General features: G+C 42.6%; 13 protein-coding genes. 12 read left to right on the top strand and 1 reads right to left on the bottom strand.

Annotation, left to right across the window (positions count from 1 at the left end; all coding sequences use genetic code 11):
- Nucleotide 1 precedes the first annotated feature (1 nt).
- On the bottom strand, nucleotides 2–1,240 hold the full coding sequence (locus ACNKW3_RS16745; RefSeq protein ID WP_427400476.1) for a hypothetical protein: 1,239 nt from the start codon (nucleotides 1,238–1,240) through the stop codon (nucleotides 2–4).
- 702 nt (nucleotides 1,241–1,942) lie between these two features.
- Here ACNKW3_RS16745 and ACNKW3_RS16740 point away from each other — a divergent pair.
- The 12 genes from ACNKW3_RS16740 (at nucleotide 1,943) to ACNKW3_RS16685 (ending at nucleotide 15,860) form a co-directional block, all read left to right on the top strand.
- Nucleotides 1,943–4,630: a hypothetical protein gene (locus ACNKW3_RS16740; RefSeq protein WP_427400475.1), complete on the top strand. Its 2,688-nt coding sequence runs from the start codon at nucleotides 1,943–1,945 to the stop codon at nucleotides 4,628–4,630.
- 4 nt (nucleotides 4,631–4,634) lie between these two features.
- Complete coding sequence (locus ACNKW3_RS16735) at nucleotides 4,635–5,396, top strand: SH3 domain-containing protein (protein ID WP_427400474.1); 762 nt, start codon at nucleotides 4,635–4,637, stop codon at nucleotides 5,394–5,396.
- 12 nt (nucleotides 5,397–5,408) lie between these two features.
- Nucleotides 5,409–6,080 (top strand): outer membrane beta-barrel domain-containing protein, encoded by a 672-nt coding sequence (locus ACNKW3_RS16730; protein ID WP_427400473.1) that lies wholly within the window; start codon nucleotides 5,409–5,411, stop codon nucleotides 6,078–6,080.
- A 12-nt stretch (nucleotides 6,081–6,092) separates the two neighbouring features.
- Complete coding sequence (locus tag ACNKW3_RS16725) at nucleotides 6,093–6,578, top strand: TlpA disulfide reductase family protein (protein ID WP_427400472.1); 486 nt, start codon at nucleotides 6,093–6,095, stop codon at nucleotides 6,576–6,578.
- Between the two features lie 12 nt (nucleotides 6,579–6,590).
- Nucleotides 6,591–6,878: a DUF4266 domain-containing protein gene (locus ACNKW3_RS16720; RefSeq protein WP_427400471.1), complete on the top strand. Its 288-nt coding sequence runs from the start codon at nucleotides 6,591–6,593 to the stop codon at nucleotides 6,876–6,878.
- 20 nt (nucleotides 6,879–6,898) lie between these two features.
- Nucleotides 6,899–8,062 carry a DUF3570 domain-containing protein gene (locus ACNKW3_RS16715; RefSeq protein WP_427400470.1) on the top strand — a complete coding sequence of 388 codons (1,164 nt, stop codon included), beginning with the start codon at nucleotides 6,899–6,901 and terminating at the stop codon, nucleotides 8,060–8,062.
- A 2-nt stretch (nucleotides 8,063–8,064) separates the two neighbouring features.
- Nucleotides 8,065–8,604 carry a hypothetical protein gene (locus ACNKW3_RS16710; protein WP_427400469.1) on the top strand — a complete coding sequence of 180 codons (540 nt, stop codon included), beginning with the start codon at nucleotides 8,065–8,067 and terminating at the stop codon, nucleotides 8,602–8,604.
- 9 nt (nucleotides 8,605–8,613) lie between these two features.
- Entirely contained in the window at nucleotides 8,614–10,677 is a 2,064-nt protein-coding gene (locus ACNKW3_RS16705; protein ID WP_427400468.1) for a hypothetical protein, read from the top strand.
- Complete coding sequence (locus ACNKW3_RS16700; protein ID WP_427400467.1) at nucleotides 10,677–13,892, top strand: tetratricopeptide repeat protein; 3,216 nt, start codon at nucleotides 10,677–10,679, stop codon at nucleotides 13,890–13,892. Before ACNKW3_RS16705 ends, ACNKW3_RS16700 begins: the two co-directional genes overlap by 1 nt.
- The gene (locus ACNKW3_RS16695; RefSeq protein ID WP_427400466.1) at nucleotides 13,882–14,688 is read left to right on the top strand and encodes a tetratricopeptide repeat protein; all 807 of its coding nucleotides are present in this window, start codon (nucleotides 13,882–13,884) and stop codon (nucleotides 14,686–14,688) included. The genes ACNKW3_RS16700 and ACNKW3_RS16695 overlap by 11 nt, the downstream gene beginning before the upstream one ends.
- Nucleotides 14,688–15,083, top strand: a complete 396-nt coding sequence (locus ACNKW3_RS16690) for a hypothetical protein (protein WP_427400465.1) — start codon at nucleotides 14,688–14,690, stop codon at nucleotides 15,081–15,083. Before ACNKW3_RS16695 ends, ACNKW3_RS16690 begins: the two co-directional genes overlap by 1 nt.
- A 114-nt stretch (nucleotides 15,084–15,197) precedes the next feature.
- Nucleotides 15,198–15,860, top strand: a complete 663-nt coding sequence (locus tag ACNKW3_RS16685) for a MotA/TolQ/ExbB proton channel family protein (RefSeq protein ID WP_427400464.1) — start codon at nucleotides 15,198–15,200, stop codon at nucleotides 15,858–15,860.
- The last annotated feature ends 3 nt before the right edge of the window (nucleotides 15,861–15,863 follow it).

The raw sequence follows: 15,863 nt of genomic DNA, 5'->3' as shown, positions 1-15,863 counted from the left end.
ATTATTCCCCTTTGCAATAATTGGCAGTACTGGCAAACACAGGCTTCATCTGATACCCGTTTTGCATAAAGGTTTGAGTTGCCTCATCAATGACACTTCTATCGCTAACATCTTGTGGATTGCGCAAACACACATCCTTAAATACTTTTGTCACTTGGCATTGTGCAAATTGTTGGCTGTTAGCCAGTTCTTCACCCATACTTTTGGCGCCGTAACCATAACCTTGTAGTTGTTCTGACCAACCAAGAGTTTGGTTAATACCTTCGCGCCAATAGTTGTCCCAGCGGTCGTCTTCGATCACATAACCGAATTCAAAGTTGTTAGCATTGATTCTGTGTTTCGCCGTCACTCGCGAACCCGTTTCGGGATCAGTTTGGCCATCTTGGTTGTAGGCTAGGTAACCATTGTTTCCTTCTGGATCACCTTGAACATCATATTCATACTCATAATAGGCGTATGCTTGTGCTAAGGGATCCATGCCGGTATGACAGCCGGAGCAAGAGTTGGCAAAAATTCGGCTATCACCTCCTGGGCTACGGCTAAGATCTTGGCGAATTCTATCTGGCGGTAAACTGGTATCTTTTAACGCTTCTAAATCAGTACACATATGATTTATCAAAGTAAATCTGAACATTGCGCGATTGGTACCGTCTTTGAAAAATGATTTCGCCGCTGCCCTAGTTGTAATAACGCCAGCCGTAGCCTGCGCGGGTAAACCTGTGACTGAGGATTGGGTTTGTTGAACTAAATTTGAGGCAAGGTCGATGCCGTTATTTTCAAGTGCTTCGTAATGGGCATTATTGGAGTTTGAGTAAGTTGGAATGCCTGAAACACTAGGAGCAGAATAGATTATATTGCCAGTCAAAATTTGTCGAAAATCGATATCGTCTCTAATAATGCCTATCACAGTGGCAGTATAATCATTTAAAGGTGCAAAAACGTCGGCTTCTTCATTCGTCCAGGGAGTGATCCAATTTTTTAATGTAACATTGTAAAAGGCTGGGTTTTCCATGGCTAAAAATGCGGCTTGTTCGGGTTGCCCAGCCTCAATTAATCCGGCCATTTGTTGCAAAATTTGTTCAGTAGGAGGAACGCCAGCAAGGCGATCATGCATGCGTTTAGCTTGGGATACACTATCAGCTAAAGCAATTGAGGAAGCGCTCAAAATACCGACCGCGACGATTAAGTTCGCCACGATATTTTTTGCTTTACCGATAACCAATTTTTTTGAACCTTGCATATCGCTTACTCCCATTTTGATACTTTGTTATACAAAATCGCGACTATCCATAGGTTATCGGCGAATCTTCTTGGGTCTATAAACTAATAACTTTCGATTAAAAGGTGTTGGCTTTTTACTCAGCCAAAAAACTAATTGAACAATACTGTTTAAGTTGACTATGCCTGTGTTTATTAATAGGAAATGCTTTTATCAATTATCATGCCTATTCGTTTAAGCGTATGATTTTTAATTACTTTTCTAATAAAATGCTGTTTCGTCAAGAATTATGTGTCTCTAAATTCAGACATATTGACTGATAATTGCCACAAAGAAAGAGATAATATTAAGTAAATTCAGACGGTTAGATTAGAAAAGGTAAACGTCTTTAACGGCTACCTGTCAGGCATTAGAGAACTAAATTGCGCTATTTCTATATCAATTCATTATTTAATTCTAAATTTTTATATTAAATGTGAATTAAAGGTTCGGTTTCATAATCTTAGTTATGAATATATATTCCTAATAATCAATACCGCAATTGTATTGAGTTTATTGAGCTGAGACTATTTTAGTCGAAAAAACATTTTTTAATTTTTAGGCCAATAGACAAAGCTGTCGGCACTTTGAGACACTTCATAAGGCAAAATAATACCGCTAGGATTTGCAAATTGGGTGTGGTTATTGCTACAGCTGTCTCAATTGTGAAAAGTAGGTGGGATTATGTCAATAAATCGCCAATTTAATGTCACTAGGGCATTCCTCAGTACCAGCTTGCTAATAGTGTTAGCAGGTTGTGGCGGTTCTATTGGTGACACTGAGAATCAGGAACCTGATCCTGTCGTAATTGACGTCCCTGTCGCCTATATCGAAAGAGACCTTGCTGTATCTGAAGGTGAACCCATTCGTGACATTGCTGATCCAACACAATTTATACCTGGCGCGACCCTGTATATCAAACAACGCGCCAATGCGTCCGCTGTTCCCGTTAATATCAGTGAGCGACTATTTCCTGACGCTTTAGATGACCAAGGTAATCCGCTACCAATAGACATTAAAGATTTAAAGGGCGACTACTCTGGGAACAAATTAATTTTTAGTGTCAGGGCGCCAGAATTGGTTGGTATGGAAGAGCTCCCCACGTGGAACATTTGGGAGTACGACAGACAAACCGACACTCTAATGCGAATTATTTCAAGTGATATAGTAGCTGAAGCTGGCGACGATACGGGTCCTGTCTATTTAGCTGATGGCAGAATAGTGTTTAGTTCGAATCGCCAACGAGGTAATCAGTCACGTTTATTAGATGAAGGCAAACCGCAATATTCAGGGTTAGAAGAAGGACTGGATGCCCTAGCGTCGGTATTACATATCATGGATCCTGACGGTAGTAATATTCAGCAAATATCCTTTAACCAAAGTCATGACCTTGATCCTCTGATTCTACCCAATGGAAAACTTTTGTTCAGCCGCTGGGATCAGTCCAACGGAAACAAAGGGTTAAATCTCTATCAAATGAATCCGGACGGCAGTGATCTAGAGATCATGTACGGTAGACATAGTCACAATCTTTCCGATTATGTCGATGACGTGCAGTATGCCAAAGCTAGCGTTACCCCAGATGGACAAATCTTGATGGGGATTAATTCATTTGAGAATAATCGTTTTGGTACTGATTATGTCACCATAGACATTGAAAACTTTATTGATTACAACCGTCCAATTGCATCTATGAGTTCATTGCAAGGACCAGCGCAGCAGAGCGCCTTGTTTGACGGCATAGTGTTAACCGGCGAAGTGTCGCCACCAGGATTTATCAACGCCTTATATCCTTTGTGGGACGGTAGCGGTCGAATCCTATACAGTTGGAGTCAGTGCCGATTATACACGCCATTGCCAGAGGGTAGCCCAGAAGATGCGGCGCGCACAATAGCGCCCTGCAGCGAAGAAAATATTAACGCAGAAGGCTATGAGCAAGCTCCTCCGGTATATGGGGTTTGGATGTACGACCCCATTGAAGATACCCAGTTGTCCCTAGGTTTACCCATAGAAGACCGTGTAGTGAGTGAAATTTTGGCAATGGAAGCCAAACCATTCCCTGCAAATCCTGAAACAACTATAGATCGCAGCAATACCGCGTTAATTGACGAAGGCTTAGGTGTGTTGCATATCCAGAGTATCTATCAAGTAGATGAAATAGATACCAGTCCTTTTGGGCTTGCAACAACCGCTAATCCATCGCAAACCACTGCGCAGCAAAGACCTGCCCGTTTTTTACGAATAGTGAAAAGCGTTTCTATTCCTGATCGTGATGTAAGAGATTTTAATCGTGCGGCCTTTGGCCGTTCTCGCAATCAGCTACTAAGAGAAATCGTAGGGTACACGCCAATTCAACCTGATGGTTCGGTGGAAGTCGCTATTCCCGCTAATATTCCGTTCTTTGTCAGTGTTGTAGATCAAGATGGAAAGCGAATAACCCCGCGTCATAACAACTGGCTACAACTGATGCCTGGTGAACGTAAAACCTGCATCGGATGTCACGAAAGAACCGGAGAAGCACCACACGGTCGAATAGATGCTCAAACGCCTTCTATTAATGCTGGTGCGCCTAGTACAGGTGTAGGTTTTCCTGGCGCTAACCCCGCGCTATTTGCTGACCTTGGTGAGACCATGGCGCAAACCTTATCGCGTATTCAAGGTGTGGCAAGATTGACGTCAGATCCGATTTTCGAAGACGTTTGGACAGATCCAAGCACTGATACCCCAAGCGCATCATTTAGCCTAGCCTATGCTGACTTGCAAACCCCACTCCCTATATCCCAAGCTTGTGCGCAAAATTGGACCGCTTTATGTCGTTCAGTGATTAACTACCCTGACCATATAGCGCCCTTATTTGCATTGCCTCGCCAAGTATTGGATGAACAATTAAACGTGATTTCTGACAATACTTGCGTCAGTTGTCATAGTCCAGCAGATGCCAATGACATGCTACAGGTGCCAGCTGGACAACTTGATTTGTCCGAAACGCCTGCGCCAGAAGATAACGATTTCATGACTAGCTATAGAGAGTTAATGAACAATGACCAAGAACAAGAAATTGTCGATGGCGCCTTATTGGATCGTCAAATTCCTGTACTAGATGCTCAAGGTAATCCGGTATTTGAAGTGGATGAAGAAGGTGAATTTATATTGGATAGTGAAGGTAATCCTATTCCTGTCACAGAAACAGTCAACGTAGCTTCCAGTATGCGCCCGTCTGGTGCTATAAATAGTGGCAGGTTCTTTGCACCTTTTGCCAGCGGTGGAAGTCATCAAGGTTGGCTTTCTGACGCAGAACTTCGCTTAATTGCAGAATGGCTGGACGTGGGTGGCCAATATTATAACAACCCATTTGATGCGCCCGAGGATTGATTGGATGAAGAGGTTTTTTACCACAGTATTCTGTTTGTTTGTGTTACACATCAGTGTTGTCGCCAACGCGGAAGAACTTAAGGTCACTGTTACCTCTCCCTATATCAATGTGCATTCTGGCCCAGCATCAGAGTATCCAGTGTTCCATGTAATAGCCCAAGGCGAGCAAATTGAAATTTTAAAAGAGCGCACCAAATGGTACAAAATTCGCACAGTTTCGCACCGAAATGAAGACGATGAAATTGAAGGTTGGATCTACAGTGATGATCTAAGTGCGACTATGTTGGAAGACGGCGTTGCACTCATGCCAAGAGAAGGCAGTTTCGAGGATTTCCAAAATCGAGATTTTGAAGTCAGCCTGATGGGCGGCGCACTCGATAGCACAGCAGCCATAACATTATTTGGAACTTGGGTTTGGACTAAAAATCTAAGTGTGGACGCGAGTTATACCCAAGCTTTGGGGAATTTTTCAGATAACAAAATTTGGTCGCTGCGAATGCGACATACGGTATTTCCTGAATGGAAAATTAGTCCATATTTAGCTTTGGGCACAGGTGAAATCCGCACATCACCCAACGCTAATCTAGTGCAATCTGGCGACGAAGTAAGGGTCAGTAGTCATTATGAAGTGGGACTTGGCGTTCGCTACTATTTAATGGATGGCGTACTGATTCGAGCGGAATATCGCAGTTTAATCGCGGAAACCGACAGAGATGAACAAGAGCGTATCGACCAGTGGTTAGTCGGTGCTAGCATATATTTTTAACAAGGTACTGCAATGAGTTTATTTTTCAGCAATTTTTATCCTATCCAACCACAAAACCGATTTTCTATTTTGTTCGCCAGTGTATTTGTGTTGTTGAGCATTTCAGGTGTCACTTATGCCCAACAAAATGAGTTACCAGAAATTGATCCTGGTGTTGAACGTAGAAGCATTGACGAATTCGACATTGACTCCGAAAACGTAGAGATAGGCATTTTCGCTGGCGTTATTAATATTGAAGATTTTGGTTCTGATGTGCTTCTCGGTGCACGCTTGGCATACCATATTAATGAAAACTTTTTTGTCGAAGCTAGCTATGGTCAAGCTACTGCTGGAGAGACCAGTTTTGAAGTGTTGTCAGGTGGAGCCCCCTTTCTTACTGACGACCAACGTGATTATGTTTATTACGATTTATCAATGGGTTACAACCTAAATGGTGAGGTGTTTTTTAGTGAGAACTGGGTCTTCAATTCGGACTTCTTTTTCACCCTAGGTGCAGGCAATACAGAATTTGCTGATGACGAAAGATTTACCATTTCGGCAGGTGCTGGGTATCGTTTACTTGTTACAGATTATCTATCGGTACGATTTGATGTACGTGATCATGTATTTAATAGCGATATTATTGGCGAAGAAAAGAGCGTTCACAACTTAACGTTCACAATGTCAGTTTCGTTTTTCTTCTAGAAGAGGTCGCCAATGAAAACGCTATTAAACAGTTTGCTTGCTTTAATTTTTAGTTTGTTTGCCAGCTTTGTGTATGCAGATGCCCAAGCGCCAGACTTTACGCTCAAGAGCAAAGAAAGTGGCAATATTCGCTTATCTGAGCAAAGAGGCAATATCGTATTAGTTAACTTTTGGGCCAGTTGGTGTGGTCCATGTCGTGAAGAATTACCAAAAATGGAAGCCATGTATCAAGAATATCAAGATTTAGGTTTTGAGATCTTGGCAGTTAACGTAGATGACGAATCATCAAAAGCTGACGTGTTGTTAAATGATATAGAGGTCACCTTCCCTGTTTTATACGATTCAGAAGGTCAAGTAAGCCAGTTGTATGATGTTAGTGCAATGCCAACAACGGTTATGATTGACCGAGATGGAAACCAAAGATTATTGCACATGGGTTATAGAACGGGTGACGAAAAGAAATACGAAAAAGCATTAAAAATGCTACTTCGCGAATAAGGATATTGAGCTATGAGAACCACGAAACTCAGCAAAACAATAGGCAGTAAATGTATTTTATTAGGCTGCATATTGGGACTAGGGGGTTGTAGTTCTACCTTTTCTGAATTGGGCGATAGTGTGAACAATTTTAAACTTGAGCCTTGGGTCAAACCCTACGAGCGCAGTAATTTGGCAGACCCTATCATGGCAGTGGGAAGAAACCCCATTGCCTTGGCATACGCCAAGCACGTTTTAGAATCAAGAGAGGGAGCCAGAGGTGCTGATGGCACAGCTGGTGGCGGTTGCGGATGTAACTAAGAAGACTAAAGCGATAGACCATGTTGAATAATCTGAAATCCACAATTACTACCCTATGTCTTTGGAGTCTGCTCCTCGGGGGACTATTCACCTTTTCAAACTTGGTAAATGCTTCGGTATTACCGCAAGATCGTTCTGATGTCATGTACCACAGATACGAAGGTGATGGCGTTAGCATCGATGGTCCTTCAGTACTGCTGCGCAAACAAATTGGGAATCACGTATCTATAAGCGCTAACTATTACGTAGACACGGTGAGTGGCGCATCTATTGATGTAAGAGCCACAGCTTCACCCTATGAAGAACAACGTAAAGAAGCCACAGTTGGCGGTGACTTTTTACATGAAAAAACCTTGCTTAGTGTCAGTTACACCAACAGTAGTGAAAATGATTTTGAAGCCAATTCGGTATACGTTGGTATCAACCAAAGCTTCTTTGGCGACTTAAGTACAGTTGCCCTTTCCTGGTCCAAAGGATGGGATGAAGTCGGTGTTAGAGGGGATGAGAACTTTTTAGAAGAGGCTGATCGACAAAAATTCGGTTTCAGCTTTACTCAAATTCTTACCAAGAGTTTGATCATGGGATTTGCATCTGAGCATGTATCGGATGAAGGATATCTAAACAACCCTTATAGAAGCATTCGTTTTGTCGACCCTAATAGTGAAAGAGGATTTAGATTTACCCGAGAATCTTACCCTAATACCCGCTCGTCCAACGCATACTCAATTAACGCCAATTATTATCTTCCTTATCGCGCTGCACTTTATGCGGACGCTAGAATTTACCAAGACTCTTGGGGTATAGACGCCACCAATTACAAACTGGGCTACATACACCCCATCGATGATTTCATTATTGACGTATTTGTGCGGCACTACAGCCAAGAAGCGGCAGATTTTTATAGCGATTTATTTAGTCGCGAGAACGAATTCAACTTTATGGCGCGAGACAAAGAAATGAGCACCTATTCAGGGTTTACTGCAGGATTACACTTATCTTATGAGTGGAAGTTTTCTGAGACCGCGACATTTAAAAAGAGCAGTGTGCATTTTGAGTATGATTATATGCGCTTTGATTACGATGATTTTCGTGATGTCACTGTTACTGATGCGCCCGTGGGCGAAGAACCCTTATTCGGTTTTTCGGCGAATGTTTTCAAAATCTATGCCTCTGTGTGGTATTAATTATGCGCTATTTATCCAAACTTAATCCCTTTTTCTTCCTCGCCTTGGCACTGTTTGCCATCACCTTCTTTGTCGATGCTCAAACACCAGAAGAAGATGATTCGGCTCTAGCCCAAGAAATCGAAACCTTACGCCAGGCAATGGTCAATTTAAACCGTGATCTGTTCATTTTAGAAGAAGATTTATTGTTTCCTTCTTCGACCCAAGTAGCGGTTTATCTGGCCATGGATATTGGTGAGTATTTTGCGCTAGACGCGGTAGAACTCAGAGTGGATGGCGAAGTCGCAACAAATTATTTATACACAGAAAGACAAGTCAGTGCTCTCTACAGAGGCGGTGTACAACGTTTATATGTGGGAAATCTTTCTCAAGGCGAACATCAATTAACCGCTTATTTTGTCGGCATAGGTCCTGAAAATCGAGAGTACAAAAGAGCAGTAAGTTTATCCTTTGAAAAAGGAGAAGACCCAGTTGCTGTCGAATTGAATATTGTGGATTCCACAAGTAAACAACAACCAGTGTTTACTGCGAAAACCCTATAAAAGAGATATATGAAACTGCCCAATTGCCTACGCCGGTCATTATTAGTTGTTATAACACTAAGCGTACTTTTAAGTACCTTGGGTGCTGTGGCGTTGGCAAATACTAAACTCGTTTCGGCAGAAAAACAGCAAGCAGATTTCTATCATGTTCTATACACCTATTTTCAAAATGATTTTGTCACAACCCTTGGATTAATTGACAAAGCTTATGCATCTCATAGTTTTCAAGCCTTAAGTCAGGACGATAAAGATCGCTTGGCACTAATGCGCGGCGCCTCGCAATTGAACCTTGGCCTGTATAACGACGCTCAACAAATATTTCTAGACTTGCTAAGCAAAGCCACCTCAGATTATGTGCAAGCAAACACCTGGTATTGGTTAGCAAAAGCCGGTTTCGACAACAAACAGCAGTTTCTAAGCGAACAAGCCTATCAAGCTATCACGCAAGGTGAACTGGAAGAATACTTGGAATTTGACCAATGGCAGGAGCTATCTTACTTAGCGGCTCACAACAGAATGCAATCAGGGGATGACTGGCAGAGCCTGTTAAATAACATCCATAAAAGCACCATCTTTCCAGCGTATTTACTGGCTAATGACGCCACAAAAGCATTCAACAATGCTGAATACGAACAAGCGAGAGAGGGTTTCATTCTAGCCAAACAAGCCTTGATTACCCATCAAAGAGCACAAAGTGGTGTTTTGGCCATGGCCAGCGAATTATCCAGAGATTTGCTAGACATTATTTCGCCTTGGCGCTGGTTTTCTTCTGATCCCAATCAGGTCGCCGAGCGTCGGTTAGAAGATCAAGAAAAACAAGCCTTACGCGAAGAACAAAGTGCATTGTTTGATCATCTTAATTTGAATTTGACCTATACCCTGTTACAGCAACAAGATGATGAGAATGCGCTGGCAGTAATTAATCAAGTATCCCACGAAGGTGGTGAAAGCCAACAAGCTATCTTGACCTTGGGCTGGACCTTAGCTCAACAAAATCGGTGGTCGCCAGCAATCACGACATGGCGTCATTTACGTCAAAACGAAACCGGTTTATTTGGTCTACAGGCGAGTTATGGCTTGGCTTACGCATATCAACAGCAAGGATTATTTGCTGATGCCTACTATGCACTAGAAGATACCATTAACCAGATTTCCGAAAGTTTAGATGCATTAGGTCAGTTCAAACAATCCATAGATCAAGCGACTTTCCTTGATACCTACCAAACCCAATGGCCGGATAATTTATTGGATGTAAAGCGTCTGTTTTTGAGTAGTTCAGATACTCAAGGTGACTTTGATGCTAAGTATTTGCTCGGAGTGCGCCAACAATCAGTAGAAATTTTACAGATATTGGCAGAAAAACAAGCACATCTAGACATCCTAAATAATCTTTTACAAGAACGTGAATTAGCTTTTAAACAACGAGGCGATTCATTGTCCCTAGAAGAGAAAAAAATAGCGCTAAGCCAAGCGGCAAAGCAAATTCAAATCCTGGAAACCAGGTTGTCGCCGAGCAACGAAGCTCAGCGCATGGAATTGATGATTTCTATGTTATCGCCTGACATACAAAATCATCATTCTAGGCTAGCGCAAGCTGAACAACGACATCAGCGCTTGTTAAAGGATCCACCCAGAGGGCGTCCTCTTAAGCCAAGTTATGCTGAAAGGCTGGCCCGTCTAGAGGGTATTTTACGTTGGCAAATGGAATATGATTACATAGCTAACCGTTGGCAGCATAAGCGTTTATTAGACAATATGAAAATTGCTTACGAGCAGGCACAAAAAGCTTATGACTCTGTGGTAATTGCGCAACAAGACACCTCTAATTTTGCCAAAGAGTATCAACGTATCAACCGTATTAGCGGACAAATCGAACAGCAAAAAGTCAGTGCTCAGCGGGTATTTGAAACCGCGGATGCACGTTTAAAGCAATTTTTACATGGCTTGGTCGACGAGCGAGTTGCGCAACTTGAACAGCAATACGTAAATACCAGATTAGCCAGAATTCGTTTACAAGATATGCGTGGCAACCAGCCTGTTATGGGAAATAGTCGTGCTGGAGATAACCCATAATGAAATTGCGTTATCTACTAATTATCCCAGTTGTCATCACAATTACCGGTTGTAGTCTTACCTTTTGGCAAGAAGACGAGCAAGACCCGACAAATGAAGTGCTCAGTGAAATACAACGAGCTGAGCGCGAACGTTTAACGGCAGGTCGAAGCGAAAGGCCACCACTTTCCAGTTTAAATTTAGTGCCAGCGCGCAATATGGAGGAGGTAACAATTACGCCTACTAAGCGCGAGATTCCGCCGTTATCTTTGGAGCAAAAACGCGACGAGTATGAAGCTTTGTTGCCATTAATGCGTGATCCGGAACAAAAACGTCAAGTAGCTTTTCGCTTAGCAGATATTCGCATGTTGTTGGCTGAACAAGCGCTGGAAAAAGGTGATTCTGAACAACAAAGTTATTTCGATGATGCCATTGCAGGTTATCTCAAAGTGCTGAATCAGAATGAGGTTAGCGAACCTGTTCCTGGAGAGAATTTAACCGACGAACAACAGCGCACTAATATCAAACTTATGGATGCCATGTATCAGCTTTCCCGAGCCATGGATTTAGCAGGGCAACGAGAGCAAAGTGTGGACGTTGCCAAAGAGTTTTTAGCCACCTTCTCCACGACCAGTTTTGCAATATCTGAAAAGCATGTTGAATTGTATTTTCGCATTGGTGAACATTATTTTGCCCAGCAGGATTTTTCTCAAGCAATCAATTACTACAGCCAAGTTTTAGAAAACTCACCAGCATCAAGTAAGAGTAACTTTTACAGTATTTCTGCCTATATGCTGGGGTGGAGTTATTTCAAACTCGACGATTACGACAATGCATTAATCGGGTTTAATAAAATGCTGGCGCATAGCTTACCGAATCTGCCAGATATTGATTCTACGACTCTGGATAATCTAGCGCTCACCAAAGGAAACCTACGTTTAGTTAAGGACAGCTTGCGCATAATGGCATTAACCTTTTCTTATCGTGGAAATGATCAAGCCATTCAAAGCTTTTATCGCACTCAGGGCCAACAGCCTTACGAGCATTTGGTATACGAAGAATTAGCACAACAACATTTGGATGACGACAGATATCAAGATAGCGCAGCTGTGTTGTTAGCTTTTGCTCAAGAATATCCATTTCATGATCGTTCAGTAGAGTTTTTTGTTCGCCATATAGACGCTTATATCCTTGGCGGATTCCCTGAAAAAGTCCTCACAGCAAAACGCGATTTTGTTACTCAATATGCACTAGGTAATGGTGTTGTAAACAGTTTAAATACCCCGTTAGGTCAACAGGCATCGCCATATTTGCAACAATACTTGCCTGAGTTGGCGCAAACCGAACACAGCATAGCCCAAGGCATTGAAAAGCTGATTGCCCAACGTCAACAGGGCCAAAATAACAATGATTTCGCTCAAGCCTTCACCAGTCAACAAGCGTCTGAAGCGCAGTTGTCCCAGTGGCGATCGGTTGACAATGATGCCTTGTTAGCATTACGCGATGAAGCACTAAATAATGCCATCGAGTATTATCAAAATTATGTGTTTACCTATGAAAACGACTTGGAATTGCTTGCTAAGGTAGCGGAGTTACGATTCTACATGGCTGAAGCTTTACTAAGTGCTAAACGTTATCAAGAAGCCATTCGAGCATTTGAAACCTATGCATATCAAGACCAGATAAACCCAATGGCGGTTGAGGCGGCCTATGCTGCTATTCTCGCGTATCAGCAAATGCCAGAAGACGCCTTACCCGATACCTTGAGCGGCGATCCGGTATATTCAATTGAACAGTTAAGCCAAAAACGCTTTGTAGAATCTTTTGCCGCTGACCGACGATCACCAGCCATTGCACTGAACCTAATGCAAGATTTGTTTAAACAAAAACATTATCTAGCGGCTATGCATTGGGCCCAATGGACATTAGAAGAGGCTGTAGAGCTGCACCAATTTTCAACTCAGCAAACGAACTCTTCTATTTTAGTAATGGCCCACAGCCATTATGCATTGAATCAATATGCCCAAGCAGAAGTATTTTACGAACGCATTCTGACGCGTCTGCCAGCACAAGACGAAAGAGTACCTGAGTTAACCGAAACCTTGGCCGCATCTATTTATAAACAAGGTGAAAGTGCGTTACTGAGTGCGAATTTAACCCCGGCCTTTTTGGCAACCTTAGATTTGACCAGTTTTACCCTTAGTGATCCTCAGCGTCAGGCGTTAGAAATTGCGGTCGGTCATTTGCAACGTTTGGTTAAAAAGACGCCGAATGCGGAAGTTTCTATTGTGGCTCAATATGATGATGCAACTTACAACGCATTATTGGGGAATTGGCATCAAGCGATCAATAAGTGGAAAGCTTTTGAAGCGCAATATCCAAAACATGAGCTAAGTGCAAACATTGAACCCCAACTGCTGTTTGCCTATGAGCAGGTGCAGGATTGGGAATCTGCTGCTCGTATTTTGCTTGGACGTTTTTACGCAGATAAGAAATCAGAACAGGGGCGGTTATCCCTGTTTAACGCTGCGGAATATTTTGAAAAGGCCAATAATAGAGAAATGGCGCTGGATAGCTTTAGACGTTATGCCCACGCTTTTCCTGAACCTATGGGCATGGCCAATGAAGCAAGGTTTAACCTAAGTGAGTACTATCTAGAAACAAATGAAGATGCCAATAGACGTTATTGGCTGAACAAGATGATGCAGGCGCAATTAAAGTTGTCATCATCAGATCCTAGCGCAGTAGGGACACCACGTTCTCGCTATTTGGCGGCAATGTCAGCTATGGTATTTGCTCAAGATGCAGAGATTGTTTTCGAGCGTACAAAACTCACCATACCATTGGATAGAAGTTTACATGCCAAACAAAAAGCGCTGCAAAATGCCATTGATGGTTATGATCGTGTAATGTCCTTTGCCGTGGCGCAATATACGACTGAGGCCAACTATCGCTTGGCTACTCTATATTCCACATTGGCAAATGATTTGATGGATTCGGAACGTCCAGATGGGCTATCGGCGTTAGAATCTGAACAATACGAGTACTTATTAGAAGAACAAGCCTTCCCCTTTGAGGAAACCGCAATTCAAATTCACGAGAAGAATATTGCGCGTATTCAAAACGGTATTTACGACGACTTTATTAAACAAAGCTTTAAAGCTTTGAGTGGTTTTTTACCTGCTAGGTATAACAAACCCGAAGTGACAGAAGAGGTAACTGCAAATGAACTTTAATCGTGTTCTGCTAGTGCTAAGTCTGACAGTCGGGTTAAGTGGCTGTTTGTTTAATAGCATGGCGCCACCGCCACCCGCGCCAGAGCAAAACAAGCCAGCGCAAGTGGTAAAAGAAACAGCAACTGAAACTGAGCCTAATGTGCAAGCGCCTTTAGCTGGGGAACTAGATCCGGCGACATCGGCGACAATTGAGATGACACCGGAAGAAGCCTTAGTTCATCGTTTGAAAATCACGCCAGATATGTATCTGAATAATAAACAGATACTGACAGCGCCAGTTAAAACGCTGATGGTAGAAGCTATACAGGCATTGGCTGATGAAAGATATGAAATTGGATTGACTAAGTTTGATCAGGCGAGTCGTTTAGGGCAACTCAACAGCCCTAGTTACGTGTTAAAAGCTGATCTCTACTTAGCGTTGGGGCAAACGGATGAGGCCATCGCAAGCCTACAACAAGCATTAACCTTAAATAGGCATAATGCGAAAGCGGCCAATCGGTTAGCGGGTATTTTGCGAGAGCAAGGTAATTTCGAGCAGGCTCACACCTTGTACACCAATGCAATTAAAAGCCAACCTGCGTATGCCGTTAGTTATCGTAACCGCGGCATTTTAAACGATCTTTATTTGCTTAATAAGGCGGCGGCGCTGGAAGACTACCGCATCTATGCCGCGCTGCTAAAGGCGCAACAGTCTGAATCTGAACAAGATAAGGCGTTAGATAAAGAGATCAAGCTAGTAGACATATGGCTGGTGGATGTGGAACGTCAACTTAACAGCATGGGAGGTAGTCAATAATGAAACTTGATAGCAAACATTGGTTTATTGGCATTCTTTGCTTACAAATGAGCTTTTTGACTTATCCACAGGAAAATGCCCAGACTGTCCAGTCAACTGAAAAAGAAGAAGTTGAATCACTGAGTGTGGAGCCACAACCGCAGGGAAATCCAACGGCTTCAAGTGGCCCGGTTTTGCGGTTAGAAGACACTATCAGGGGCAACAAAGAGCAACCGCAAGTGTTAACTATAGTGCCTTGGCAATTGCCAACTCATAAACGTATTGATGCAACTACTCAATGGCAACCTGTGGTAGATAAACTAACGCCAATAGAACGCGGTAGATTTTTGCGTAACATGCAGATTATAAAAGAAATATCTACAGAAAAAGTAGAAGAAGTACAAACAGAGCAATAACTGGTAAAGTATTAAAATAAACACCTCAAAAGGACTTGCCATACACAACAAGCCTTATGAATGTTTTACTGTACAACAGAATTAACTTAACTCAACCATGTGGAGTAATTTTGTATGGATATCTTAGATACCATCACGCGATTCTTTCAAGAAGGTGGCTCATTTATGCTACCCATCGCTTTGGTTTTGGCCGTAGGATTGGCTATTACCCTAGAGCGATATATCTTTTTACTATCAGCAACGTCCACTAATCGCAGAGCATTTTCTGAATTAGAGCCATTGCTAGCCCAGCAAAAATTTGATCAAGTCATCAATCTAGCCAAGCAAAGCAAAGCGCCTATCAGTCGAGTCATTGGTGCAGGTATTGCGCGTTTGTCTATCTCTCCTCGCCGTGAAGACATTGAATACGCGATGGAAGAAGGTTTAATGGAAACAATGCCGCGTTTGGAAAAACGTACGCCTTACTTGGCGACATTAGCGAATATTGCGACCTTGTTGGGTTTGTTAGGTACGATCATTGGTTTGATTGCCGCATTCTCAGCGGTTGCCAATGCTGACCCGTCAGAAAAAGCCAGTCTGTTATCGTCTTCAATCTCAGTTGCAATGAACACCACTGCTTTTGGTTTGATTTCGGCGATTCCTTTATTGGGATTTCATGCGTTGTTACAAACCAAAACAACCGAAATTATCGATAGCATGGAAATGGCGGGCGTTAAGTGTTTAAACACATTAGTAGCCGCTCAGAACATACAGTTGAAAACCCGCAGTAGCGATTAGTAA

The organism is Glaciecola sp. 1036 (assembly GCF_050306235.1).
Classification (GTDB): Bacteria; Pseudomonadota; Gammaproteobacteria; order Enterobacterales; family Alteromonadaceae; genus Glaciecola.
Note: the sequence above shows the minus strand (reverse complement) of the source record. Positions and strands in the feature narration are given on the sequence as shown.